This is a genomic window from Corynebacterium urealyticum DSM 7109 (assembly GCF_000069945.1).
Taxonomy (GTDB): domain Bacteria; phylum Actinomycetota; class Actinomycetes; order Mycobacteriales; family Mycobacteriaceae; genus Corynebacterium; species Corynebacterium urealyticum.
The window spans coordinates 470,105-495,489 of the sequence record NC_010545.1 but is presented as its reverse complement, the minus strand read 5'-3'; the positions used below and the strand labels follow the sequence as shown (position 1 = coordinate 495,489).

Genomic DNA, 25,385 nt, shown 5'->3' with positions numbered 1-25,385 from the left:
CTGCGCCGTTGTATTCCGGCGTCGCGTGCGAGGCGTTGCCCGGCTGAGTGCTGCCCTGATCGGGTTGACTCTGCTCGGGACGCCGCGAGCTACCCAAGAATCTCCTCGCAGCCGACCGCGATCCAGGACTTCGCGCGCTTGGGCTTATCGCCGCAGGAGGACACGACCATGACGCTGTCCCGGCGCTCCATGCGGACCCGGAAGCGCAGGCCCGAGGCGGTGTCTTCCACGATGCGGACGGCGACGTCGGCGGCTGCCTGCGTGGTGTCCTCGTCGCTGTCCTCTGGGGTTTCCTCCCAGGACGTCAGCGCGGCGAGGCCGACGGGCAGGCCGCGGTCGTCGAGCTCGTGGGCCACGCGGAGTTCGGCGACCTGGCTGGCGGGGTCGAGGCAGCCGCGGCCGCGGTTGCCCTGCAGCCAGAGCTCCCCGCGTTGGGCGTGCTCCACCATGCTGCGCGCCCCGCCCTCAGCCATGCGGCCGAAGGAATAGTTGGCGGGCAGCAGGAGCATGGAGGGCGCGAAGCGGTGCCCCTTGGTGTGGGAGGACTCCCAGATGATCGGGTCGATGGGGTCCACCGAGGGGTGGTCGTCGAATTCCTCGAATTCGGTGCGCTTGGGATCCACCGGCCCGGCTCCCACTCCGGCGGCATCGGCGTGGTTCTGGGCGAGAGCGCTGCGTTCCCCGGCCCCGGACGTGCGGTTTTCCCCTGTGGCGGCGTCGGCGAAGTGGTTGTTCAGCGCGGCGGCGAGCGGGCGGCCACGGACGGCGCAGCAGCGGTCGCGGCGCCCGTGGGTGCAGACCAGCAGGATTGGGTGCTCGACGCGGCGGGCGCCCGGGGTGTTGCCCGGGATGCTCAGATCGATGTCCAGGAGGGCCTCGACGCTGGGCAGGTCCATCCTTTCGAGGACAGGTTCGGTGCCGGTGGCCCAGGCGATGTAGAGCACCCGGGTGTTGTTCTGGCGGCGGTCCTGGCCTTCCCGGCCGGGGCGGCGGATGAACTGGAGTTCGGCCCCGTTGTCCTTGAGGAAGGTTTTGATCTTCGCGTTCAGCTCGGCGCCGAAGGCGGTGCCGTCGAGGATGTCGTGCCCCCAGCCGGTGTAGAACTCCAGGCAGAGGACGATTTTTCCGGGTTTTGCGGTGCCAGCGAGTTGCTCTCCGGTGAAGGTGGAGCAAATGGTGGGGGCGTCGTCGAGCTGTTCGGTGGTGAACTCGTGTGGCGAGACTCCCGCGAGTGGATTTCTGCTGGTAGCCATAACTGACAAGGTACCAAATGGAAGGCCTTAGGCAGACCTAAGCGGCCGGATCTGTTGATCGCGGCCGCTTCAGGGTTTACGGGCTCACGCCCGTGGGGCGGGCGGAAGGCCCGCGGGTGCCCTTAGGAGCTGAGGGAGATGCTGCCGGATGGCTTGGAAGCACCCTTCTTGACGGTGATCTTCGGGCCGTTGTCGAAGGTCTTGTAGTTGTTGACGGCTGCGCCGACCTTTGCACCACCGCCGGTGGCGAAGGTGCCCTCCTCCGAGCCGGCCTTCCAGGTGAAGTCGACGACGAGGGACTTGTGGGTGCTGACGGTGCTGTCACCCTTGAAGATCAGACCCTCCTTCAGGCCGACGTTGACCTGCTTGACGCCCTTGTCGGTGGTCACGCCGTACTGGCTCTGGTCGAGCTGCTTGATGCTGCCGCCGAGGAGGCCGTTCTCGAAGGTCTCGACCTTGACCAGCTGGAAGCTCTCCGGCATGCGCTCGATGAGGTCGCTGACCTTGGTCTCGCCCTTCACGCCCTGAATCTTGATGCGGGTCTTGACGGTCGCGCCCGGGCGCACGGTCTCGGCGCCGGTGACGAGCTGCTTGTAGACGTCCACGTTCCAGGCCGGGCCACCGACGTTACCGAGCTTGTACAGCTTGCCCTGGGCCTGCTCCAGGTCCTTCGGGGAGGAGGAGCCGAGGCTGCCGAGGCTGCCCAGCGGGCTTGCGCCTGCGGCGGTGACGCCGCCCATGGCGACGGCCGTCGCTGCGGTGAGGGCAATGGTGGCCTTGCCGATTGCGTTGATCTTCTTGGTCGCCATTTCTTTGGACCCTTTCATTCTGACCCGCGCCGGCGCGCTGGCCTTTTGTGTCTTTGAGGACTGGGAACTGGGTGCGCTGGGCGGTCCCGCCTGTCGCTTGCCGAGGTATCTCGCTCTCTGGAATGACCCCGGGTCAACCCCAGTGTCTGGCAGCTTACTATTTTCTTAGCACCAGTACATTCCTTTGAGAAACTATTTCCGGTTTATTTTTTCTCGCCACCGACTTCACCCCATCTTCCAGCGCTAACGCAACTCAGTCGGCTCTCAGTAAGTCGCCTCGATTCGCCACTTCTGCCCCTTGCATACCAACAGGTAGGCACCCTCATCGGTGGCGACCTGTAGGCGCGCGTAGCGCTTGCCTTCGGCCCACCACTGCTCGTCCACGGGCCAGGGGCCAGCCCACCCCCGGATGGGTAGTGTCCGGTTACCCCACCGCAGCCGTTGGGGTGGCTCGCTCATCAGGCCACGGCCGGTCACGTGCACGGGCTGTGCGCGCTCGCCGAGCACCGCGATCGATGCAGCCGGGTGCCCCGCGCTGGGGTTAGCGGCCTCCCCCACGGTCGCGGGCAGCGGCGCGGGCAGCTCACCCCGCCATTGGGTCGTGGGCTGCGCGGAAATCTCCTCGGGCACCTCCTCGCCATAGGGCAGCGTGAGCACGCGCCCGCCGATGGCCCGCCCACCCCGGTGGACGACCTGCTGAACGGCAGCCATGCCGATGAGGGCCTGCGCGCGCCCAGCGGCGGCGCGGGCCGCGCGCAGCCCCTCGTCCGCCCCACCCCAGAGCGGTTCGGCGATGGTGCCCGCGGGCACCGTCTCGACCGGGAGCAGCTCGATGGCGACCACGCCGGCGGCGGAATCCTCGAAGCCCTCCTGCTCCGGCTCGCCAACCTTGGCGCGCAGCCGGGTGATCCAGCCATCGAGTTGCCAGCGGACGCGCTGGGCGGTGTCCTCTTCCGTCAGGGGCTCGCGGCAGCGCCAGGCGCGCTCCACCACGGTGGGACCGGTGTACTCCGCAGGCGGGTTGAGGTGCACCCGCACGGTCAGCCGGAGGCAGGCCTCCCCGCGACGGAAGAGCTCCCCGTGCAGCCGGGCGGCTGCCTGGCGGGCCACGAAGGCCGCGGTTTCGGTGCTCCGAATAGGCTCCTCTACCTGGTGCAGCACCTCGACGGGCTGGGCGGGGCGCTGCGGGGAGACCTCCCGGCCAGGCTCGCCGCAAGCCACGCGGTGCCAGTACACAGCTTCGGCGCCGAAGCGCCCCGCTACGTGCTTCCGGCCCAACGCCGCGAAGTCTCGCAGGCTGCGCACCCCCAGCTCCTGCAGGGTGCTGACCAGCTCAGCGGGGGCACTCAGCACAGCTTCCACCGCCAAAAACCCGATGGGCAGGGTGGGCACGAAACTGGAGTTCCTGCCGGGCGGGACATGCACCCCGCGACGAGCCGCCCACACGGCGGGCATCAGGTCGTCGGCGGTACCGGCCAGGCACTCCACCCCCAGCCGGGCCGCGGAGTCCAGTAAGAGCTCGACGGCCGCAGCCTCCCCGCCGTAGTAATTCGCCAGCGGGCGGGTGGGCAGCGCGACGAGGCCGGGACGTAGTGTTTCCACTCCGGCAGCCACGTCCATCAGGGCGGCCACGATGTCCTCGTGGATCGCGGCCTCCTGCACCGGGTCGGCGGGCGCGTGCCGAAGCTCCGGGCAGGTCGCGAGCGCGTGACGCTGCTTCATCCCCTGGCGCACCCCTTGCGCCCGGGCTGCGGCATTGCAGGCCTGGACGCGATAATCCGCGATCGTGGCAGCAGGCCGCAGCATATCCCAGCCGCGGGCAAGCCTCACGGCATAGACCGGGAAATCCGGGAACCACAGGACGGTCACGCGCTCGGCCGCAACAGCGCCCGCCTCGGCACTGCCTTGCACGCCCGTCTTCCCCCGGCCAGTCACAGCGCCACCTCGATCCGAGCCTGATCAGCCTGACCGCCAGCACCATCGCGGCGGCCCGTCAGTTCCGCCGTGATGCGCTGCGGCGGCTGCCCCTTGCCCCAAACGCGTCCGGTCACGCCGATCGAGCGGATACGGCCGCTCCCCCGGCCCAGGCCGTGGACGCCAGCCACCTGCACGTCGAGGTTCAGCCGCGCACCCGGCCAGGGCGTCCCACAGCTAAGCAGTGCGCAGCTGCTCTTGCGTAGCCGCGCCTCCACGGGGCGCGCGAAGGTGGGAGTGACCCGTTGGACGGGCACGTAAACCACCAGATCCAGCCCTTCGGCCAGGGTCGAGAGCACCGCCCCGACGTGTGGCGCGGGATCCGGCACGATGATCAGCCGGGAGAGCTCCCCACCCGCCGCGGCGACGGCCGCCAGCGCGAGTTTCGGGTAGCCCACCACCGCCGCGCACCCGCCGTTCGCGGTGACATGCGCGAGAATATCGACGACCGCGGCGGGGCAGTCTGCCATCGCGGTCACCGCCCCGCGCGCCAGCCCACCGCCAGCAAGCTGGCCCGCGAGCCACTCGGGCATGCCGAGCGTCCGCGCCCGCCCCACCGTCGCGGGCTCGGGCGCCACCGCGCGCAGCGGCGCGGCCGCTCGGGCAGATTCCGCCTCCTGGCCCACAACCTGAGGCTGCGCCACACTCTGCAGCCCAGCCACACCCCGTGGCTCCGCTGCGCCCTGAGGTTCCGCCATGCCCCGAGGTTCCGCCGCACGCGAACCCGTGGCCACAGTCTGCGCTGCAGCCCGCGCCGCCGCACGGTTGCTTTTGAGCTTTTCGATCGCATGGACAACATTGCTCTCGTCGATCAGCATGGGCACAGCACTCCCTCCTCTATATCGGCACCATCAGCTCGGGAAACATGCAGGCCAGCCCGCTCCCGCCGGGGTTTAAGGTTGAGTTCACAGCTCCGGCCAGGCCGACCGGATTGACGTCCTAAAAGCTAGAAAACAGACCAGACAAGTCGAACAGGTGTTCTAATTTAGGGATTCTAGACCCACCTGGCGCGGTTCACCAACGCCCTGCTCACCGCCGAAAAAGACCGCGCGCCCGCGAGGAACTAGACTCGTCACATATGAGCAAAAAAGAACCAGCCCCGCAAGAACGTCCAGCGCCCCACCCCGCAGCGCTCCTCGCGCGCTCAGCAGGACAGCCCAGCGCAGAACCGCGCAGCGCGGCAGAATAGCGCACCACGGGACAGCGCATCCCAGGACCGCGCAGCGCGGAACAAGCAGGGCAGCGCCCCCAGCGAGGCGACCATCCTCGTCCGCGCCCCCGAGGGCGTGCGTGCCGCCGCGTCTCTCCTGCTCGGGCTCGGCGTGGCGGCGATGGTCATGCCGCTGGCGACGACCTGGCAGGTCATGGTGCTGGTCATCGCCATCGGGGCGGGCTTCCTCGTAACCTTCAGCCACCCCTACCGCAAGAAGGTGCGCGCGGCCGTGGAGTCGACAGGACGGAAGTACAAGACCTCCGTCGCGCAGATCATGCCGCTATTCCCCCTCTGGCTCACGCTGATGATCCTGCCCGCCTTCCAGATCCACTCCTGGATCGCGGCACTGATCGTGCTCGCGCTGGCCGGGGCCTATGCGTGGGTCTCGTTCCCCAGCATCGACGGCACCCGCTATCTCGCCGAACCTGGGACCGGGCAGGTTCGGGACGACGCTTAAGCCCCACGTTCTGAGCCAGGTACACGGCCCCGCTCAACGCCAGTGCCCCTGCCCCACAGTGCGGACTACCCGCTGATCCTGGCTAGCCCACGCCCCACCCCCACGAACGCGAAAGCGCGCCGCACCTCATCGTGCGACGCGCTTTCTACTTGGGGTACACCCCGCTGGGCGCCTCAAGCTGCTGGGATTACTCCCATTCGATGGTTCCCGGCGGCTTGCTGGTGATGTCCAGCACCACGCGGTTAACCTCCGCCACCTCGTTGGTGATGCGGGTGGAGACCTTCTCCAGCACGTCATAAGGGATGCGAGACCAATCGGCGGTCATGGCGTCCTCACTGGAGACCGGGCGCAGCACGATCGGGTGACCGTAAGTACGGCCGTCGCCCTGCACACCCACGGAGCGCACGTCCGCGAGCAGGACGACCGGGCACTGCCAGATCTCGCCGTCCAGGCCAGCGGCGCTGAGCTCCTCGCGGGCGATCTTGTCCGCCGCGCGCAGCGTCTCCAGTCGCTCCTCGTTGACCGCGCCGATGATGCGGATGCCCAGGCCCGGGCCCGGGAACGGCTGACGGGCGACGATAATCTCCGGCAGGCCGAGCTCGCGGCCCACCGCGCGGACCTCGTCCTTAAACAGCTGGCGCAACGGCTCGACCAGCTTGAACTCGACGTCATCCGGCAGGCCACCGACGTTGTGGTGGCTCTTGATGTTCGCGGTGCCGGAGCCGCCGCCGGACTCGACGACGTCCGGGTACAGGGTGCCCTGGACCAGGAAGTCCACGGTGGAGCCCTCCGGGGAGTCGGCCAGCACGCCAGCGACGGCGCGCTCGAAGGAGCGGATGAACTCCGCACCGATGGCCTTGCGCTTGGCCTCCGGGTCGGTCACGCCGTCCAGGCGCTTGAGGAAGGCCTCGCGCTCATCCACGGTGACCAGCTTCGCGCCGGTCGCGGCGACGAAGTCGTTCTCCACCTGCTCGCGCTCCCCTGCGCGCAGCAGACCGTGGTCCACGAACACACAGGTCAGGCGGTCGCCGACGGCGCGCTGCACGATCGCAGCGGCCACGGCGGAGTCCACGCCACCGGACAGGCCACAGATGGCGCGGCCGTCCTCACCGATCTGCTCCCGAACCTGCTCGATGAGCTCCTCGGCGATGTTGGAGGCGGTCCAGTTCTGCTCCAGGCCCGCGACCTCCGTGAGGAAGCGCTCCAGCACCTCCTGGCCGTGCGGGCTGTGCATGACCTCCGGGTGGTACTGCACGCCGGCCATGCGGCGATCCAGGCACTCGAAGGCGGCGACCGGCGCACCGGCGGACTTCGCGGTAACGGTGAAGCCCTCCGGGGCCTGCGAGACCGCATCGCCGTGGCTCATCCAGGCCTTGTGCGAGCCCAGGCCCGCGTGCAGCACGCCGCCGTCATCGAGGATCTCGACCTCGGTGCGACCGTACTCGCGCTGCCCCGTCTCGGAAACGGTGCCGCCGAGCGCGTGCGTCATGGCCTGGAAGCCGTAGCAAATGCCAAACACCGGCACGCCCAGCTCCAGCAGCTCCGGCCGCAGGGCCGGTGCACCATCGGCGTAGACCGAGCTCGGACCACCCGACAGCACGATGGCCGCAGGGTTCTTGGCCTTGATTTCTTCAATGGTGGCGGTGTGCGGAACGACCTCGGAGTAGACCCGAGCCTCACGCACGCGGCGCGCGATCAACTGTGCGTACTGCGCGCCGAAATCCACCACGAGGACTGGCTGATGATTTTGGTGATTCACGCTGCTCATCCTATCGCATATATGGCTAGTCCCCCACGGGGTGGGTAACACCCGTGGGCACTTCGCACCGCCTTAGTGCGCGAGGTCTTCCTTCGGCTCGTGGTGGTGCTTCCAATTCGGCACCGCGCTATTAACCGCAAGGTCCAGGTGCCCGCCCACCGTGGTGATCTCGGCGTCGATCCCGAACACGCTCATCAGCCGCTCCGGGGTGAAGACCTCGTGCGGGGTGCCGGACTTCACGAGCGCGCCGTCCTCCAGCAGCACAATCTGGTCGCAGTAGCGGGAGGCCAGCCCCAGGTCATGCATCGCGACGATCACGCACACATTGTGATCGGCCGCGAGGTGGCGCAACTGCTCCATGAGGCGGAACTGGTGGTGGATGTCCAGGTGGTTCGTCGGCTCGTCCAGCACCAGCACCTTCGCGCTCTGCGAGATAGCGCGGGCCAGCTGGACGCGCTGCTGCTCACCGCCAGACAGGGTGTTCCACGTGCGATCCATCAGATGAGCGACGTCCGCGTGCTCCACCGCATGCGAGATGGCGTCGTGGTCCTCGTCCGTCTGCCGGGCGAACGGCCCCTTGGAGGCCATCCGGGACAGTTCGACGACCTGCCGGACCAGCAGCTCGGAGTTCGCGTTACCGTGTTGGGCGACGAACGCGACCTGCTTGACCTTCTCGCGTCGGCTGTAGCTGCGCAGCGGGGCGCCGTCGATCATGACCTCGCCGTCGAAGTCCACGACGTCGGCGACGGACTTCAGCAAGGTGGACTTACCGGCACCGTTCGGCCCCACCAGCGCGGTGACCGTCCCCGCCTCGAAGGAGGCGTCCACGTTGGCCACCGTCGGGGTGGACTTGCGGTGGTAGGTGATGGAGACGTTCTGGATTTCGACGATGCTCATACTCGCTGCCCCCGGTTCAGGATGAAGAAGAACAGTGGCACGCCCAGCAGTGCGGTGAACACACCGACCGGGACCTCCTGCGGCTGGAACACGCTGCGGGCCAGCGCGTCGGTGAACACCAGCAGGATCGCACCGACCAAGGCAGACAGCGGGATGAGGCGCGCGTGAGCAGAACCCACGATCATGCGCACCGCGTGGGGCACGAGCAGACCGATGAAGCCGATCGCGCCGACGGCGGAGACCGTCGCTGCCGTCATGAGGGCGACCAGGATCAGCACAGCGGCGCGCACACCGACGACGGGCACGCCCATCGACTTCGCGGTCTCGTCACCGAAGCTCATGGCGTCCAGGTAGCGGGACATCATCCAGATCAGCAGGCTGGTGATGACCACGGCGATCAGCACGATCCACATCGTGTTGGCGCGGGAGGCGCCCATCGCACCCAGCAGCCAGAAGGTAATGCCGCGGACGGATTCCGCGTCGCCGCGGGCGACCAGGATGAGGCTAGTGATGGCAGAGAAGAACTGGCCGACCAGCACACCGGTGAGCACCACGCGGGTGGAGACGAAGCCCGTGCCACGCAGCAGGAGCATCAGCAGGCCGAAGCTCAGCAGGGCGCCGATGGCCGCGCCGCCGGTCAGGCCCAGCGCGAAGCTGACGGGCATGAGCAGCAGGGCCACGACCGCGCCGGTGGAGGCACCGTAGGAGACACCCAGCAGGTACGGCTCCGCGAGATCGTTGCGGGTGATCGCCTGCAGCGAGGCACCCGCGACCGCGAGGCCCGCGCCGACGAAGATCCCCATGACGATGCGCGGAATGCGCAGGTCAAAGAGAATCGACTGTCGGATCAGGCTGGGTGCGGGGCGGGAATCGCTGGCGAAGATGCCGAGCTTATGGGTGATCGAGCCCCAGACCTCGTCGCGAGTCAGGGTGGCCGCGCCCATGAACAGGGCCATGTAGCAGACCAGGGCCAGCAGGATCAGCCCGACGACCCACGCCACCCAGGTGGGCACGCGGCGCGCGGGTGCGAGCTTCGTGCCCTCCAGGGGGGATGCCTTCGCGCCCTTTCCGGGCTCGCGGCGAGTGTCAGCGCTCGATGCCATACCTAGTTCTTCCAGTTCTTCACGTACTCAGCGACGTCCTCGAGCGGCTCGTAGGACTGGACGGAGCCAGACAGGCCGATGCCCTTCACGATGACGTAACGCTTCTCCTTCACGGCCTTGAGGTTACGGGTTGCTGGGTCCTTCTCCAGCATCTCGATCTTCTCCTCGGCCTTGTCTCCCGGTGCGCCGCGGCCCGGCAGGTCAGCCAGGACGATGAAGTCCGGGTCCTTGTCAGCCAGGGCCTCCCAGCTGAGCTCCGGCCATGCCTCGTTAGCGTCCTCGAAGACGTTCTTCACGCCGGTGAGATCGAAGATGTCCTGCGCGATGGAGAGCTTGCCGCCGATGTACGGCGCGCCGTCGAAGATGGAGTACAGCAGGGCGCCGGAGAGGTCCTTCGGCGCGTCCTTGACGCTCTCCGTGGCTGCGTCGACGTGCTCCTTGTGCTTCTTCTCGAGCTCGGCGGCCTTGTCCTCGGCGCCGAAGAGCTGGCCGAGCTGCTGGTAGTCCTTCAGCAGGAGGTCGAAGCCGTTCTTGCCCTCGTTGCCGTCCTTGTCACGGCACTCGACGTTGGAGTACCACGTCGCAACGCCCAGCTTCTTCCACTCCTCGCGGGTGCCGGACTGGTCATCGGTGTAGACGGACTCGAACGGGGAGACGATGGCGTCCGGGTCCACCGTGCGGATCTGCTCGGCGGTGGCGATCTCCGGGGAGACCTCCGTGGACTTCTTCATCTCATCCTCGTAGCCCTCCAGCGGGGCATCCTTCTGGTGGGAGTAGCCGGCGAGCTTATCGCCGAGGCCGAAGGCGAGGACGTTATCCGTGGTGCCCTGCTCGACGGACATGATGCGCTCGGCTGGCTTATCCAGCTGCATCGTGAAGCCGCAGTTGCTGAACTCGAAGCCCTCCCCCGAGGCGTTGTTCTGGGAGTCCTGTGCCCCGTTCTCGCCGGCGTCCGAGCACGCCCCGAGGACGAGAGCCCCGGAAGCCAGAATGCTCATGAGACCGGCGGTGCGGAGCTTGTGTGCGCGCTGCATAATATTCCTCCAAAAGAAGTTGAATCAATCGCCCATTGCAATAAGGCAGACAGTTTTCAACTTACCGAGCGAACATTTGATTGTCATTTTAAGCATGAATAAAGCGGTCGAACTCACAAGCAGGAGTTCGACCGCTTTATCTTCTGATGATTCCGGCGCCGCGTGGCGCCATTAGTTAGGCGCCACAGCGCGCATAGCCGCTATTTCTGCGCCCCTATTTCACGGCTTTAGCGGACCGCGATATCCACCTTCTGGAAGGCCTTGACCTCGGTGTAGCCGCACTTCGCCATGGAGCGGCGCAGGCCACCCACCAGGTTCTCGTGGCCCAGCGGGTCCGGGGTCGGGCCGAAGAGCAGCTGGTTCAGCGGCACGGAGGTCGGCGGCAGCAGAGCGTCCACGGTGCCGCGTGGCAGCTTCGGGTGCGCTGCACTGGAGGGCCAGAACCAGTTCGGGGCGCCGGCCTCCTCCGCGGCGGCCAGGGGCGCGCCGAGGGCGACGGCATCCGCGCCACATGCGATGGCCTTCGCGATGTCGCCGGAGCAGGAGAGCTCGGAGTCCGCGATGACGTGCACGTAGCGGCCACCGGTCTCGTCCAGGTAGTCGCGACGGGCAGCGGCGGCGTCGGCGATGGCGGTGGCCATCGGGACGTCGATACCCAGGGCCTGGCTGTTGGTGACCGGGCCTGCGCCCACGATCACGCCGGCCGCGCCGGTGCGCATCAGGTGCATGGCGGTGGTGTAGTCCACCACTCCCCCGGCGATGACCGGAACGTCCAGGGAACCGATGAACTCCTTGAGGTTCAGCGGCTCGCCGTCGGTATCCACGTGCTCCGCGGAGATCAGGGTGCCCTGAATGACCAGCAGGTCGAGCCCGCCGACGATCAGCGTTGGGGCGAGCTCACGGGCGCGCTGCGGGGAGACGCGCACGCCGAAGCGCACGCCAGAGTCGCGCACCTGCTGCAGGCGCTCCTGGAGCAGGTCCAGGTCCAGCGGCTGCTGGTGCAGGCGCTGGAGCACCTGGTTCGCGGCGAACTCCGGGGTCTCCAGCGCCTCGGCCGCGACGTCCTCGTCCGCGCCCTCGTTGAAGGAACCGAAGTAACCGCGCTCGGCTGCGGAAACGATCTCGCCGAAGGCGGCGTCGAGGTCCTTCGCGCGACCCCACAGGCCCTCCGCATTGATGACCGGCAGCCCACCGGCCTTGCCGAACTCGATGGCGAACTCCGGGCTGACCACGGCGTCGGTCGGGTGCGTCATGATCGGGAAGTCGAACTCATAGGCATCGATGCGCCAGGAGGTGTCCACGTCCCGGGAAGAACGGGTGCGCCGCGAAGGCACGATGTCGATCTGGTTGAGGCCGAAGACCTGGCGCGCGGAGCGGCCGCGGCCGATGTCCTTGTATTCCTGCATGTTGGTCCTTATTTCGTGGGTCAGCGGGGTGCGCTGCGGTGGTGTGGGCGGCGCACCCCGCTGGCCAGGGTGGGAGGCTTATCTCTAGAAAAAGATTAACCGGTAGCGGCCGGCTTCCGCTGTGTGCGAAGCCGGCCGATGGGGTTAGCGGTTCGGGTCGTAGTTCGGTGCGGTGGCGATGCCCTGCACGTCGTGCGGGTGGGACTCGCGCAGGCCAGCAGAGGTGATGCGCACGAAACGAGCGTTATTCAGCTCCTCGATCGTGGCGGCACCCGTGTAGCCCATGGCGGCGCGCAGGCCACCGACCTGCTGGTGCAGGATCTGGTCCAGGCTGCCACGGAATGGCACGCGACCCTCGATACCCTCCGGCACCAGCTTCTCCTCGGACTTCACATCGGCCTGGAAGTAACGGTCCTTGGAGTAGGAACGCTTCTCTCCGGTCAGGCCACGGCCCTGCATCGCGCCCAAGGAGCCCATGCCGCGGTAGCGCTTGTACTGCTTGCCACCGACGGTGACGACCTCACCCGGGGTCTCGGCGCAACCCGCCAGCATGGAGCCCAGCATCACGGTGGAAGCGCCGGCTGCCAGGGCCTTGGCGATGTCACCGGAGTACTGCATGCCGCCGTCCGCGATGATCGGGACGCCAGCGGCGCGGGCCGGCACGGCTGCCTCCATGATCGCGGTGATCTGTGGGGCACCCACACCAGCGACGACGCGGGTGGTGCAGATGGAGCCCGGGCCGATACCGACCTTGATGCCGTCGGCGCCGGCGTCGATCATCGCCTGCGCGGCCTCGCGGGTCGCGAGGTTGCCGCCGATGACGTCCACGCGGTCGCCGAACTCCTTCTTCACGCGGGAGACCATGTCCAGCACGCCGCGGTTGTGGGCATGTGCGGTGTCGACGACGAGGGCGTCCACCCCAGCGTCGACGAGAGCGGTGGCGCGCTTCCAGGCGTCCTCACCGGTACCGATACCTGCGGCGACGAGGAGACGGCCGGAGGAATCCTTCGCAGCGTTCGGGTACTGCTCGCGCTTCGCGAAGTCCTTGACGGTGATCAGGCCGGTCAGCTTGCCCGCGCCATCGACGATCGGCAGCTTCTCAACCTTGTTCTCGGACAGCAGGCGCAGCGCGGCGTCGGCGGAAACGCCCTGTTCGGCAACGACGAGCGGCATCGGCGTCATGACCTCGCGGACAGGGCGGTTGATGTCGCGCTCGAAGCGCATGTCGCGGTTGGTGATGATGCCCAGGAGGGTCTGATCCTCATCGACGACCGGCAGGCCGGAAATGCGGAAACGGCCGCAGATCTCGTCGACCTCCTCGATCGTCATGTCCGGGCTCGCGGTGACCGGGTTGGTGACCATGCCGGCCTCGGAGCGCTTGACGATCTCGACCTGCTCGGCCTGCGCCTCGACGGAGAGATTGCGGTGCAGCACACCGATGCCGCCCTGGCGAGCCATGGCGATGGCCATGCGGCCCTCGGTGACAGTGTCCATCGCTGCGGAAGCGATCGGAATGTTCAGCTTGATGTTGCGCGAGAACTGGGTCGCGGTGTCCACGGCGGAAGGGATGACCTCGGAAGCATCCGGGATCAGAAGGACGTCGTCGAAAGTGAGCCCGGTGAGAGCGACCTTGTTCGGATCGTCGCCCCCGGTCTCCACGCGCTGGGATGCCTGAGAGTTGTTAGTGGACTGTGGGTTTGCCATAAGGCCTGATCCTTCCATCGCGTTGTCAGCGCACGATCCGCACTGGCGAAGGTCTTCCGCATCCCCCGCGAGACACGCACCTGCCTGCGGGTTATGCCGGAATCGCTAGCGCAGCTTCGGTTACGAGCTTTTATTAGCCCTTACTTTAGCGCTAAACGTCTGCAATGTGTTTTCCGGGTTGGCTTGCGGGTACGGTGGGTTTCGTGAGCTTTAGTAACTATCAGATGCCGCCGGATCCCTTCGCGGATGATCCGAACGATCCGGCGTCCCTTTTTGGGGCCCATCGAGGGCGATGATGTCATGGAGCCGATCGACGCGGCTGAGGAAGCCGCGCTGCGTGAAGACCTCGCGAACGTGCGGGTTTTCCGGGAGCTGCTGGAGCCGCACGGCGTGCGGGGCGTGGCGATGCTCTGCGAGGACTGCGATGAGCAGCACTACTACGACTGGGGGATCATCGAGTCGAATATCGTCTCCATGCTGAACCACCAGCACCTGCCGGTGCATGAGCCTTCGGCTGCGCCCTCCCCGCAGGATTATGTGACCTGGGATTACTGCCTGGGTTATGCGGATGCGATGGATTTCGCCAACGAGCAGCTGCGCGCCCGCTTCCCCTGGACCGGGCGGCTGTAGGGCCTGGAGCAGCCCCTTCAAGAGCCCAACCCCAGCGCACCCCTGGACCGGCCGACTGTAGGACCTGGAGCAGCCCCACTGACCCCCGAAAGCCCCGGCCTTTCCTGTCGGGGCTTTCGCTCTACACGGAACCCGGTGCCCTGCCCCACGCGCCGCACGCCCCACCCCACCACTCTTTATGTTTTGCAGAGTTCAATGCCGGTTTTTCACGATTTTCCGGCATCAAACTCTGCAAAACGTCCCGCAAGGCCTGGAAAACCGGAGAACCGACCCCCACAACCCCGTTTTGGGCTGTGCCGTGCCACAATTCGCACGTTTCCTGACACACCACGGCCCAAAACCGGATGTACCCCTCGGAGCCCGACACACCACGGCCCAAAACCGGATGTACCCCTCGGAGCCCGACACACCACGGCCCGAAACCGGATGTGCCCCTCGGAGCCCGACACACCACGGCCCGAAACCGCACAAGTGTCCGCCCCGACCCACTGGCCCCAGCACCCCATCCCTCCCACTCTCTATGTTTTGCAGAGTTTAATGCCGGTTTTTCACGATTTTCCGGCATCAAACTCTGCAAAACATGCGTTCCGCTTCTCCCAGCACCTCAGCCCCTCTGGCAGTCCCGAGGCCCAGCCCGGTGCCCGACACAGCCCAGTACCCGGCCCGGACCCCACGGACCCCACGGATCCCCGTTTTGGGCTGTGCCGTGCCACAATTCGCACGTTTCCTGACACACCACGGCCCAAAACCGGATGTGCCCTCGGATCCCGACACACCACGGCCCAAAACCGGATGTACCCCTCGGAGCCCGACACACCACGGCCCGAAACCGCACAAGTGTCCGCCCCGACCCACTGGCCCCAGCACCCCATCCCTCCCACTCTCTATGTTTTGCAGAGTTTAATGCCGGTTTTTCACGATTTTCCGGCATCAAACTCTGCAAAACGGGGCGAGGTGGCCCCACGCGCCCGAGGCGGAAGCAATACCCAAAGCGAAACCCCCGGGACAGTTCACGATGAACTAGTCCCGGGGGCTACGCGCTCCCAGAATGCGTTCCAGATCACTCCAAGGTTGCGCAGGGCGCCCCCCCAAGAGCATCCCCAGGGCGCGTTTCTAGCGCCACCCCAGAGCATCCCCAGGGCGCTCATTTTCCGAGCGCCCAGAGCCTCCAAGAGCGCCCTACCTGCTAGTGCTGGTGACCACCAGCTGCAGGCTCAGCCTTCTCTGGCTTATCAACCACAGCGGTCTCGGTGGTCAGCACCATGCGCGCCACCGAGGTGGCGTTCACGACGGCGCTGTGCGTGACCTTCACCGGGTCGATGATGCCCTGCTCGAGCAGGTCGCCGTACTCGAGGGTCGCAGCGTTGAAGCCGGAGCCATTCTCCTGCTCCGCGGTCTTGGAGACCACCACTGCCCCATCGAGGCCAGCGTTCTCAGCGATCCAGAACGCCGGGCGACGCAGCGCCTTAGCCAGGGTCTTCATGCCCACGGCCTCGTCGCCGGTCTCGGCAGCAGCCAGCTTGTCGATCTCCTCAGCGATCTGCACGAGAACGGAACCGCCACCGGCGATCACGCCCTCCTGCGCCGCGGCGCGGGCCGCGTTGATCGCATCCTCGACGCGCAGCTTGCGCTCGTTGACCTCGGTCTCGGTCGCGCCGCCGACGCGCAGCACAGCCACGCCGCCGGAGAGCTTCGCGAGGCGCTCCTCGAGCTTCTCGCGGTCCCAGTTCGAGTCGGTGTTCTCAATGTCCCGACGCAGCTGGGTGCGGCGCTCGGCCACGGCGTCCTGGGAGCCGCCGCCGTCGACGATGACGGTCTCGTCCTTCGTGACGGTGATGCGGCGCGCGGAGCCCATGTCGTCCAGGGTGACGGCGGAAAGCTTCCCGCCGAGTTCCTTGTCGACGACGGTGGCGCCGGTGACGATGGCCAGGTCATCCATGAACGCCTTGCGGCGGTCACCGAAGTACGGGGACTTCACGCCCACGACCTTCAGGGACTTGCGGATGGAGTTGACCACCAGCATCTGCAGGGGCTCGCCCTCGATGTCCTCGGCGATGATCAGTACTTCCTTGCCGGACTGGGCGATCTGCTCCAGGACTGGCAGGAAGTCCGGCAGGCTGGAGATCTTCTCGCGGACCAGCAGGACCAGCGGGTTCTCCAGGACGGCCTGACCGGAGTCAGTGTCGGTGACGAAGTACGGGGACAGGAAGCCATTGTCGAAGGACAGGCCTTCGGTGACGGTGGCTTCGTCCTCGAGGGACTGGGACTCCTCGACGGTGACCACGCCGTCGCGTCCGACCTTCTCGAAGGCGTCGGAGACCATCTTGCCGATGGACTCGTCGCGGGAGGAGACGGTGGCGACGTTGGCGATCGCAGCGGCGTCGGAAACTTCCTGCGCGCGCTCCTTCAGCAGCTCCACGACCTTCTCGGAGGCGGTGGCGATGCCGCGGTTCAGCGCGATCGGGTTGGCGCCGGCGGCGACGTTGCGCAGGCCCTCGTTGATGAGCGCCTGGGCCAGCAGGGTGGCGGTGGTGGTGCCGTCGCCTGCGATGTCGTTGGTCTTGATGGCGACGGACTTCACCAGCTGCGCACCGAGATCCTCGAAGGGGTCTTCGAGGTCGATGTCGCGGGCGATGGTCACGCCGTCGTTGGTGACCAGTGGGCCACCGAAGGCACGGTCCAGCACGACGTTGCGGCCGCGCGGGCCGAGCGTCACCTTCACCGCGTCAGCGAGCGTGTCGACACCCTTCTGGAGGCCCTGGCGGGCTTCTTGATCAAATGCGATGAGTTTGGACATGCGTTACCCGCTTACTTTTCGATGACGGCGAGGATGTCGCGCTGGTTGAGCAGCAGGTACTCCTGGCCCTCGTACTTCAGCTCGGTGCCGCCGAACTTGGAGAAGATGACGGTGTCGCCTTCCTTGACGTCCATCGGGATGCGGTCGTCATCGTCTGCCCAACGGCCTGGGCCGACTGCGACGACGGTTGCTTCCTGTGGCTTCTCCTGTGCGGAATCTGGGATCACCAGGCCGGATGCAGTGGTGGTCTCTGCTTCGACGATCTGGACCAGAACGCGGTCCTCGAGCGGCTTGATGTTGACGTTAGCCACGTTGAATACCTCCGTGTATTCCTCAAGGTTTTCTTTGTGCCCCGTTCTTTGGGGCTTGGTTCTTTTGTGCCGGTTTGTTTTCCGTGCACAGCCGTCGTCGCGGGTGAACAACTGTGTGTCAAACAACCTGACTAGCACTCTACCCACCCAAGTGCTAACCCTCAACAGTGCCGGTTGAGTCGGGCTTACTCAGCCTTGCTCAGCCCCGCTTTAACTTGCCGCCGTGGTCGCTCGTCGTGATTCAGTCGCCGACGCAGCCCCTCCCGTTCCCGTTCTTTGTCCCCCTCTTTTTCTTTGACGACGACGCCACCCCCACCGCTGGTCCGTCTGTTTCGGCGGTGGGGTTCGACGCCCCGCCCGGACGACGCCCCCGCCACCGCTGGTGCCTATCCCCGCCTAGTCGGTGAGGATCGGGACCTCAACTTCAAGGGCCGGGTCGGTGCCGACGGACATCGCGGTTGGCTGGGCGCCTTCGCTGATGAGCTGCGCGGCCAAGGCGGCGATCATCACGCCGTTATCGGTGCACAGCGGCAGCGGCGGAATCCGCAGCTCCACCCCGGCGTCGCGGCAGCGGTCGGCAGCCAGCCCGCGCAGCCGGGAGTTCGCGGAGACTCCCCCGCCGAGCAGCAGCACCTTCGCGCCGGTGTCCTCGCAGGCGCGCAGGGCCTTGGCGGTGAGCACGTCGGCCACGGCTTCCTGGAAGGAGGCGCAAACATCCTCGACTGGGATGGCGTTCTCCCCCACCTGCCCGGCCGCTTCGGCGCGCTCGACGAAGCGCGCGACGGCGGTCTTTAGACCAGAGAAGGAGAAGTCGTAGCGGGAGTCCTGCGGGCGCATCATGCCGCGCGGGAAGGCGATGGCCTTGCGGTTGCCCTGGCGGGCGAGGCGGTCGATCACCGGCCCGCCCGGGTAGCCGAGCCCGAGGAGGCGGGAGACCTTGTCATAGGCCTCACCGGCGGCATCATCGAGGGTGCTGCCGAGCTCCGTCATGGGCTTGCCCACCCCGTCGACCTGCAGGATCTGGGTGTGCCCGCCGCTGACGAGCAGCGCGATGGCGTTCTTCAGCGGCTCGCGGCCTTCCTCCGTGAGCGCCTCGACGGCGACGTGCCCGCCCAGGTGGTTCACCGCGTAGAAGGGCACCTCCCAGGCCGCGGCGTAGGCCTTGGCCGCGGCGGCACCGACCATGAGCGCGCCGGCGAGCCCCGGGCCGATGGTCACGGCGACGGCATCCGGGCGCTGCCCGATACGGGTCTGTTTCTGCAGGCTGCGCATCGCCGCCCGCATGGTGGGCTGCATGGCTTCCAGGTGGGCTCGGCTGGCGATCTCCGGGACCACACCACCGAAGCGGGCGTGCTGTTCCATGGAGCTGGCGACCTGGTTGACGAGTTCCTCGACGACCGGGGCGCTGCCTGTTTCCTCTTGGTCACCGTCGGTTTTGCTCATGCGCACGACGCCGACCCCGGTCTCGTCGCAGGAACTTTCAATACCCATGACGAGCATGGACTCTGCAGCATCAGTAGCGCTCCCCGGCGTGGCGGCGTCCTGCTCGGCGATGCCTTCTGCTCCGTCCTGCCCACCCTCGTCCGCCTGGCTCGGGCGCTTCTCGTCGGGGCGGAACATGGTGAGGGCATCGGCCCCGGAGGGCTGGTAGTAGCCCTTACGGCGGCCGGTGACCGCGAAGCCATAGCTTTCGTAGAGCCCCACGGCCGGGGCGTTGCCGTCGCGGACCTCGAGGTACACCGGCCCGCCGATGACCTGCAGAGGCTCGAAGAGCTTGTCCATCAGCAGCCGCGAGTGGCCCTTGCCTTGCTGCTCCGGGGACAGCGCCACGGTGTGGATCTCCCACTCCGGGTCCGCGGGCGGCCCGTTGAGCGCGATGCCCGCATAGCCCTGCAGCTGGCCTGCCACCCGCAGGGCGACGTAGTAGTTGCGGGGGTTGGCGAGCTCAGCGCGGAAGGCCTCCAGGGACCAGGGGGATTCTTCGCTGAAGAGTTCCTGCTCGATCCGCGCCATCTCCTCCAGGTCAGCCAGGGATGCGCGATCCAGGGTCAGCAGCTCCACTGTGAGTTCAGCATTCGCGGGTTCAGCATCCGCAGGTTCGACATTCCCAGCTTCAGCATCCGCCGCCTCGGCCTTCGCAGCCTCAGCATTCGCAGACTCGGCGCCGACACCCGCTGCTTCGGTCATCGCCCCTTCCAGCGCGGCCTCCGCCGTACGCTGCTCAGCCTCCAGCCGATCAAAAGCCGCCACATCCTCAGCGGCCGCGGCGAAGTTCACCGCGGCAGTGCGCTCCTTGCGCTTCGGCTCCGCGGCATCCGGCCGGCGCAAATACTGCGCCACCAGCGGGCGCCCCAGCCGCTCCACAAAGTGGCCCTCCCCCTCGAGCCACCACAGCTGATCCGCGCCCGCCAGCGCCAGCCCCTCGGGCGTGGGATATGCATCCTCCGTGATGATGCGCCAATCCTCAGTCGCGGCCTTCTCCTCCCCCTCGAGCTTCTCGATCGCGCGCGCCACCTCAGCGGTCAGCGCCACCGCGATGGGCTTGGATCCATGCTCGGCCAGCACATCCACGGGCTTGCCCACGGCCGGCCCAGCGATCAGCCGACCGGCCTCGGTGGCGGTGGCCGAGTACCACTCGCGCCTCCTGGCGTCGGAAAGAACAAGGCACTCCTGGTGACCAGCGGCAACGCTGGCGGCGGTGGCGGACAACGAATCCACCCCGAACACCGGCACACCGATCGCATCCGCGAACGCCGCCCCCGTCGCCATCCCGACACGCAGCCCCGTAAACGGCCCCGGACCAGCGCCCACGACCACGGCTTCGATGTCTTTCGGCCGCAGCCCCGCTTCCGCGAGGGACTCCTGGATATGCGGAACGAGCAGCTCCATGTGGCCGCGCGGGTTGCGCTGCACCCGCTGGGAGAGCGTCGTCGTGGAGTACTCGAACGTGCCCCAACTGCCCGCCCGACGGTTGACCTCAACGAGGCCAGAAACAACGTAGGACGTGGCGGTATCAATCGTGAGCACGAGCATGGGGGTTAGTGTACTACCCCGCGCAGACACGCCCTTCGCGCTCCATCAACGCACGCTACGACGCCGACGTCCCCGGTCGTCGACGGCACCGTCCTCCCCTTCGACGGCACCGTCCCACTTTCAACGACGTCCAGCCACTCGCCGTCTGCCGTCGGTGCGCCCCCGCCGTCCGCCGACCGCCGTCCGCCGTCGACTGCCAGCCGAGCCCAGCTACTCGGACCAGCGCCAGTGGACCTCGCGCGGGTCGTCCTCGTCGCCGTCGGTCATGTCGATGACCTCACCGCTATCCGCGAGGCCACCATCTCCTAGAACGTCCACCGCCGCGGCGTCGCTGCCATCACTCACCTCAGCCCCCACGGCGCGCGTGATCTCCACGTCCAGGACCCGGTCCGCGAGCTCCTCCACGACCCCGCGCCCCCACTCGGCGACGAGCACCGCGTCATCCAGGTCGGCGTCGATGTCCAGGGATTCGAGCGTGTCCAGGACGTCGTCGCGGGAGAGCTGCTCGCCCGGCGCGATGGACTCAGCCACCCCCTCGCCGAGCAGGCGGTAAGCGTCCATGTGCAGCAGCCGGATGCCGCGCGCCCCGGGCTTGTGGGTGCGCACGATGGTGAAGGTCGGCGACTGCACGCGCCCCTTGACCGCCAGCCCGTCGGCGATGCCCTGCGTGATGGTGGTTTTGCCCGCCCCGAGCGGTCCGGTGAGGATCACGACGGTGCCCGCGGCTAGCTGCTGCCCCAGCTCGCGGCCGATGGCACGCATGTCTTCCGGGGTGCGGGCGTGCGCGTGCCCCTGCGCCTCGCCCAGGTCCATCCCGTTGCCAGCCTTAGCGTTCGACAACGTGTTCCTGCCCTTCCACGTCCACGACGACCCGCTGGACGCGTGGCCCGCGCGGCATCGTGACGACCTCGTAGGGGATGGTGCCGGCGGCCGCGGCGAGGTCCTCCACGCTGGGTTCCCCTGCCGCCGGGTCGCCGAAGATCACGGCCCAGTCGCCCGGCTGCACGGCCTCCGCGGCAGCGCTCTCGGCCGGTCCCAGGGCGACGACGAACTGGTCCATGCAGATCCTCCCGACCTGCTGGTAGCTCTCCCCGTTGATGCTGACCTGCATCTTTCCGGACGCCGACCGCGGCACCCCGTCCGCGTAGCCTGCGGCGACGACGGCGGTGCGGGTGTCCTCCGGGGCGGTCCAGATACCGCCGTAGCTGACGGATTCGCCCTTCGGAACCACACGGGTGGTGATGACCTTCGCGCGCATGCTCATCGTCCGCTGGAGGGGCAGGACGTCCGGTAGTCCCGGTACGGCGTTTTCCGCCGCCCCGGTGGGGGTTCCGCCTGCCACCGGGTCCACGCCGTAGACGCCGAGGCCTGGGCGCACGAGCTCGTGGTGCATGTCCGGGCGAGTCAGCGTTGCCGGGGTGTTGGCGATGTGGTTGCGGGGCACGGCCATGCCGGCGGCGCGGCAGTCGGCGATGGCTTGCTGGAATCGCTGGTGCTGCCGGTCCGTCACGGCGCGCTGTGCGTCCTCGTCCGCGGACGCCAGGTGCGTGAACACCCCGTCCACCGCGATGAGGCCTTCCTGCTCTGCGGCGGCGAGCAGCGCGATGGTCTCCTGCCATTCAGCCGGGCTGATCCCGGAGCGGGACATGCCGGTATCGGACATCACGCCCACCACCGGACGTGGCTTAGCCTGCCGGGAACGGGCTTGGTCGATGAGGCTGCGGGCGTGTGCCAGGGAGGGCACGCCCAGGGTCAGCTCGGCGTCGAAGGCCGGGGTGAGGTCCATGGCTGGTTCCCACATCCAGGCGAAGATGGTAGCCGGCTCGCCGTCCTTCACCGGGCCCCGCTCGCGCAACAGCAGAGCCTCCGGGACGGTGGCCACCCCCACCACTGCCGCACCGTGGTCCAGCGCGGTCTGCGCGATACGCAGCGCACCGTGGTTATAGCCATCGGCTTTCACGACCGCCATGAGTTGGGCGGGTGCGACGAAGTCCGCGAAGAAGCGGGTGTTGTTGGCCAGTGCTCCCAGGTCGACGACGAGCTGGATGAGCTCGCCGCGACCCGTTTTATCCTTCGGGGTGTGGGTCATGGCCTTAAGGCTAGTCGCCGTCGGCTTCTTCATGCGCATGCCGGAGCGCGACCGCGACCACAGCGTGGATGCTCTCCACGATGTCGGATGCCGAAATCGGGGCGAAGCCCTCCGGGGTCTCCGCAGCGTGAAGTGCCGCCACCGCGTGCACCGCCACCGCGCCGAGGATGCAGTGCAGCAGCGGGGCCTTTTCGGCCGCCGCAATCACGGCCCCGGCGATGCCTGCGAGCACATCCCCGGAGCCCGGGGTGGCGGACCAGGAGTGGCCTGCGTCCACGCCCCAGGCGACGTCTCCATCAGAGACGATCGTGTGCCGCCCCTTGAGCAGCACCACCGACTTGGTCTGCCGGGCAAGCCAGGCGCACGCGGTGCGGCGGCGATCAAAATCCTGGTCGACGGCCGCGGCCTCAGCCTGCTCCTCGTTGCCCAGCGCCCGTGCGAGAGCGGCGAACTCCCCAGCATGTGGGGTCAGCACGGTCGCCCGGCCCGTGGTGTGGCGGTTGATGATTCCGCGCAGCAGCTGCGTATTCTTCGCCACCAGCTGCAGCGCCGAGGCGTCCAACAGCAGGGGTTCGGGCTGGCGCACCAGCCAGTCCAAGATGTTCAGTGCTTCCGGTGCGTCCTCGTCGATCCCGGGGCCTGCGACCCAGGCCTGCACCCTCCCGGCTTTCTCCGGGCGTGGGGCGCTGACCACCTCGGGCAGGGCCAGGGCGATCAGGCGTGGGTCCACGGGGCCTGCGTAGCGCACCATCGGCGAGGTGGACTTCACCGCCGCTTTGAGTGCCAGCAGCGCGGCCCCCGGGAACGTATCGGAGCCTGCGAAAATGCCCACCACACCGGCGTATTTATCCTCCCGTGGTTGCGGGGAGGGCCAGACCTCCCCGGCTGCGACCAGGCAGTCGCGTGCGGCTAGCAGCTCGCCGGGCGGGGTGTCGTCCAAAAAAATTCGGCATGGGGCGAAGCTCCTGTGTGGTGATGGAAACGTTCCGGGTGAGATGGTGAAACGTGATGGTGGGTGAGGTGTCGGCGGAGTAGCCCGGGTGCCCCGAGGACTACTCCACGGTGACGGACTTGGCCAGGTTGCGCGGCTTGTCGATGTCCTCGTTACCGCACTGGCGGGCGATGTCCGCGGCCAGGAACTGCAGCGGGACGGTGGACAGCAGCGGCTGCATCAGCGTGCCCGTCGCCGGGATCTCCAGCAGCCAGTTGGCGTACGGGCGCACCGCCTCGTCGCCCTCCTCCGCGATGACGATCGTCTTCGCACCGCGGGCGCGGATCTCCTGGATATTGGACACAATCTTGGAGTGCAGCACCGGGCGGCCCGTCGGGGACGGGACGACGACAACCACCGGAAGGTCGTCCTCAATCAGGGCGATCGGGCCGTGCTTGAGCTCACCGGCGGCGAAGCCCTCGGCGTGGATATAGGCCAGCTCCTTGAGCTTCAATGCGCCCTCGAGAGCGACCGGGAAGCCGACGTGGCGGCCCAGGAAGAGCATCGTCTTCACGGGCCCGAGCTCCTCGGCGAGCTGCTCGATCGGCTCGGCGAGCGCCAGGGTCTTTTCGATCTTGGTGGGCAGCTCGGCGAGGGTTGCGTAGATATCGCCGATCTCGTCGGGGTACATCGTGCCGCGCGCCTGGGCGAGCGCCAGACCAACCACGTAGTTCGCCGCCACCTGGGCGAGGAATGCCTTGGTGGAGGCCACGCCGATCTCCGGGCCGGCATGGGTGTAGAGCACCGCATCGGATTCGCGCGGGATCTGGGAGCCGTTGGTGTTACACACCGCCAGTACACGCGCGCCCTGGGTCTTGGCGTGGCGCACGGCCTCCAGGGTGTCGGCGGTCTCGCCGGACTGGGAGACAGCGACGACGAGGGTCTGCTGGTTCAGCACCGGGTCGCGGTAGCGGAACTCGGAAGCCACCTCGATCTCCACCGGGATGCGGGCCCAGTGCTCGATGGCGTACTTCGCCAGCAGCCCGGAGTGGTAGGCGGAACCACAGGCGACGACGTAGACCTTCTGGATGTTGCGCAGATCGTCGTCGGAAAGGCGCTGCTCGTCGAGGACAACCTTGCCGTCGACGAAGCGGCCGGCCAGGGTGTCGCGGACGGCGGCGGGCTGTTCGTGGATTTCCTTCATCATGAAGGAGTCGAAGCCGTCCTTCTCGGCGGCCTCCTGGTCCCAGTCGATGGTGAACGGGCTGCCCTCGGCCGGGGCGCCGTCGAAGTCCATGATCTCGTAGTTATCGGCGGTGATCGCGACGGCGCTGTCCTGGCCGAGCTCGACGGCGTTCTTGGTGTGGGCGATGAAAGCGGCGACGTCCGACCCCAGGAACATGCCGTCCTCCCCGACCCCGACGATCAGCGGGGTGTTGCGGCGACCGGCGACGATGAGCCCCGGTGCGTCGGCATGGGTGAACAGGACGGTGAACGCACCTTCCAGGCGGCGCAGGACGGCGAGTGCGGAGGCCTCGACGTCCCCGGCGTGCTCACCCTCGTTGTACTCGATGGCGAGCAGGTGGGCAGCGACCTCGGAGTCCGTATCGGAGACCAGCTCGATGCCGCGGGCCTCGAGCTCGTCGCGCAGGGCGGCGAAGTTCTCGATGATGCCGTTGTGGACGATGGCGGCCTTGCCGTCGAAGGAGAGGTGCGGGTGCGCGTTGACGTCGTTCGGGCGGCCGTGGGTTGCCCAACGGGTGTGCCCCAGGCAGGTGTTGCCGGTCAGGGTGTCACGCCCAATGATGTCGATGCGTTCGACGAGGTTGCTGAGCTTGCCCTCGGCTTTTTCTACGCGGATACCCTCTGCGTTATTGACGGCGATACCGGCGGAATCGTATCCGCGGTACTCCATCCTCTGCAGTGCATCGAGCCCGATTTCCAGGGCTTGGTTCTTTCCTACGTATCCAACGATTGCGCACATA

General features: G+C 67.4%; 18 protein-coding genes and 1 pseudogene. 2 read left to right on the top strand and 17 right to left on the bottom strand.

Features of this window, described 5'->3' with window-relative positions; all coding sequences use genetic code 11:
- Positions 1 to 89: 89 nt before the first annotated feature.
- The 4 genes from CU_RS02035 to CU_RS02020 all read right to left on the bottom strand — a co-directional run bounded on the left by CU_RS02035 (position 90) and on the right by CU_RS02020 (position 4,734).
- Complete coding sequence (locus CU_RS02035; protein WP_012359659.1) at positions 90 to 1,253, bottom strand: sucrase ferredoxin; 1,164 nt, start codon at positions 1,251 to 1,253, stop codon at positions 90 to 92.
- Between the two features lie 122 nt (positions 1,254 to 1,375).
- Positions 1,376 to 2,062, bottom strand: a complete 687-nt coding sequence (locus CU_RS02030) for a hypothetical protein (protein ID WP_231837723.1) — start codon at positions 2,060 to 2,062, stop codon at positions 1,376 to 1,378.
- A gap of 264 nt (positions 2,063 to 2,326) precedes the next feature.
- Positions 2,327 to 3,997, bottom strand: coding sequence for a Y-family DNA polymerase (locus CU_RS02025; protein ID WP_012359657.1), 1,671 nt, complete (start codon positions 3,995 to 3,997; stop codon positions 2,327 to 2,329).
- Positions 3,994 to 4,734, bottom strand: coding sequence for a hypothetical protein (locus CU_RS02020; protein ID WP_231837722.1), 741 nt, complete (start codon positions 4,732 to 4,734; stop codon positions 3,994 to 3,996). The genes CU_RS02025 and CU_RS02020 overlap by 4 nt, the downstream gene beginning before the upstream one ends.
- A 588-nt stretch (positions 4,735 to 5,322) precedes the next feature.
- Here CU_RS02020 and CU_RS02015 point away from each other — a divergent pair.
- On the top strand, positions 5,323 to 5,706 hold the full coding sequence (locus CU_RS02015; RefSeq protein WP_012359655.1) for a hypothetical protein: 384 nt from the start codon (positions 5,323 to 5,325) through the stop codon (positions 5,704 to 5,706).
- 187 nt (positions 5,707 to 5,893) lie between these two features.
- Here the strand turns inward: CU_RS02015 and guaA are convergent, their stop codons facing one another.
- From guaA to guaB, 6 genes are all read right to left on the bottom strand, one after another.
- The gene (guaA, locus tag CU_RS02010) at positions 5,894 to 7,474 is read right to left on the bottom strand and encodes a glutamine-hydrolyzing GMP synthase (RefSeq protein ID WP_041628458.1); all 1,581 of its coding nucleotides are present in this window, start codon (positions 7,472 to 7,474) and stop codon (positions 5,894 to 5,896) included.
- Between the two features lie 63 nt (positions 7,475 to 7,537).
- Entirely contained in the window at positions 7,538 to 8,362 is an 825-nt protein-coding gene (locus CU_RS02005) for an ABC transporter ATP-binding protein (RefSeq protein ID WP_012359653.1), read from the bottom strand.
- Positions 8,359 to 9,465, bottom strand: a complete 1,107-nt coding sequence (locus CU_RS02000) for a FecCD family ABC transporter permease (RefSeq protein WP_012359652.1) — start codon at positions 9,463 to 9,465, stop codon at positions 8,359 to 8,361. The genes CU_RS02005 and CU_RS02000 overlap by 4 nt, the downstream gene beginning before the upstream one ends.
- Before the next feature lie 2 nt (positions 9,466 to 9,467).
- Complete coding sequence (locus CU_RS01995; protein WP_012359651.1) at positions 9,468 to 10,499, bottom strand: ABC transporter substrate-binding protein; 1,032 nt, start codon at positions 10,497 to 10,499, stop codon at positions 9,468 to 9,470.
- A gap of 227 nt (positions 10,500 to 10,726) precedes the next feature.
- Entirely contained in the window at positions 10,727 to 11,905 is a 1,179-nt protein-coding gene (locus CU_RS01990; RefSeq protein ID WP_012359650.1) for a GuaB3 family IMP dehydrogenase-related protein, read from the bottom strand.
- 144 nt (positions 11,906 to 12,049) lie between these two features.
- Positions 12,050 to 13,609, bottom strand: coding sequence for an IMP dehydrogenase (gene guaB / locus CU_RS01985; protein WP_012359649.1), 1,560 nt, complete (start codon positions 13,607 to 13,609; stop codon positions 12,050 to 12,052).
- Positions 13,610 to 13,833: 224 nt separating this feature from the next.
- Here guaB and CU_RS01980 point away from each other — a divergent pair.
- Positions 13,834 to 14,239, top strand: a pseudogene (locus CU_RS01980) (DUF5319 domain-containing protein).
- Positions 14,240 to 15,425: 1,186 nt separating this feature from the next.
- Here the strand turns inward: CU_RS01980 and groL are convergent.
- The 7 genes from groL to glmS form a co-directional block, all read right to left on the bottom strand.
- Positions 15,426 to 17,036 carry a chaperonin GroEL gene (gene groL / locus CU_RS01975; RefSeq protein WP_012359647.1) on the bottom strand — a complete coding sequence of 537 codons (1,611 nt, stop codon included), beginning with the start codon at positions 17,034 to 17,036 and terminating at the stop codon, positions 15,426 to 15,428.
- Positions 17,037 to 17,047: 11 nt separating this feature from the next.
- Positions 17,048 to 17,347, bottom strand: coding sequence for a co-chaperone GroES (gene groES, locus CU_RS01970; RefSeq protein WP_041628457.1), 300 nt, complete (start codon positions 17,345 to 17,347; stop codon positions 17,048 to 17,050).
- Between the two features lie 396 nt (positions 17,348 to 17,743).
- Positions 17,744 to 20,380 carry a tRNA (adenosine(37)-N6)-threonylcarbamoyltransferase complex transferase subunit TsaD gene (gene tsaD, locus CU_RS10285; protein ID WP_231837721.1) on the bottom strand — a complete coding sequence of 879 codons (2,637 nt, stop codon included), beginning with the start codon at positions 20,378 to 20,380 and terminating at the stop codon, positions 17,744 to 17,746.
- 210 nt (positions 20,381 to 20,590) lie between these two features.
- Positions 20,591 to 21,220 carry a tRNA (adenosine(37)-N6)-threonylcarbamoyltransferase complex ATPase subunit type 1 TsaE gene (gene tsaE / locus CU_RS01960; RefSeq protein WP_012359644.1) on the bottom strand — a complete coding sequence of 210 codons (630 nt, stop codon included), beginning with the start codon at positions 21,218 to 21,220 and terminating at the stop codon, positions 20,591 to 20,593.
- Entirely contained in the window at positions 21,207 to 22,469 is a 1,263-nt protein-coding gene (gene alr, locus CU_RS01955; protein WP_231837720.1) for an alanine racemase, read from the bottom strand. Before alr ends, tsaE begins: the two co-directional genes overlap by 14 nt.
- Positions 22,470 to 22,479: 10 nt before the next feature.
- Complete coding sequence (locus tag CU_RS10890) at positions 22,480 to 23,409, bottom strand: ADP-dependent NAD(P)H-hydrate dehydratase (protein WP_012359642.1); 930 nt, start codon at positions 23,407 to 23,409, stop codon at positions 22,480 to 22,482.
- 112 nt (positions 23,410 to 23,521) lie between these two features.
- The gene (gene glmS / locus CU_RS01950) at positions 23,522 to 25,384 is read right to left on the bottom strand and encodes a glutamine--fructose-6-phosphate transaminase (isomerizing) (protein WP_012359641.1); all 1,863 of its coding nucleotides are present in this window, start codon (positions 25,382 to 25,384) and stop codon (positions 23,522 to 23,524) included.
- Between the last annotated feature and the right edge of the window lies 1 nt (position 25,385).

Bases quoted from the DNA above. Each gene is read 5' to 3' on its own strand.
- CU_RS02035 (WP_012359659.1), bottom strand. From the start codon at position 1,253: ATGGCTACCAGCAGAAATCCACTCGCGGGAGTCTCGCCACACGAGTTC.
- CU_RS02030 (WP_231837723.1), bottom strand. From the start codon at position 2,062: ATGGCGACCAAGAAGATCAACGCAATCGGCAAGGCCACCATTGCCCTC.
- CU_RS02020 (WP_231837722.1), bottom strand. From the start codon at position 4,734: ATGGCGGAACCTCAGGGCGCAGCGGAGCCACGGGGTGTGGCTGGGCTG.
- guaA (WP_041628458.1), bottom strand. From the start codon at position 7,474: ATGAGCAGCGTGAATCACCAAAATCATCAGCCAGTCCTCGTGGTGGAT.
- CU_RS02005 (WP_012359653.1), bottom strand. From the start codon at position 8,362: ATGAGCATCGTCGAAATCCAGAACGTCTCCATCACCTACCACCGCAAG.
- CU_RS02000 (WP_012359652.1), bottom strand. From the start codon at position 9,465: ATGGCATCGAGCGCTGACACTCGCCGCGAGCCCGGAAAGGGCGCGAAG.
- CU_RS01995 (WP_012359651.1), bottom strand. From the start codon at position 10,499: ATGCAGCGCGCACACAAGCTCCGCACCGCCGGTCTCATGAGCATTCTG.
- CU_RS01990 (WP_012359650.1), bottom strand. From the start codon at position 11,905: ATGCAGGAATACAAGGACATCGGCCGCGGCCGCTCCGCGCGCCAGGTC.
- guaB (WP_012359649.1), bottom strand. From the start codon at position 13,609: ATGGCAAACCCACAGTCCACTAACAACTCTCAGGCATCCCAGCGCGTG.
- groL (WP_012359647.1), bottom strand. From the start codon at position 17,036: ATGTCCAAACTCATCGCATTTGATCAAGAAGCCCGCCAGGGCCTCCAG.
- tsaD (WP_231837721.1), bottom strand. From the start codon at position 20,380: ATGCTCGTGCTCACGATTGATACCGCCACGTCCTACGTTGTTTCTGGC.
- alr (WP_231837720.1), bottom strand. From the start codon at position 22,469: ATGACCCACACCCCGAAGGATAAAACGGGTCGCGGCGAGCTCATCCAG.
- glmS (WP_012359641.1), bottom strand. From the start codon at position 25,384: ATGTGCGCAATCGTTGGATACGTAGGAAAGAACCAAGCCCTGGAAATC.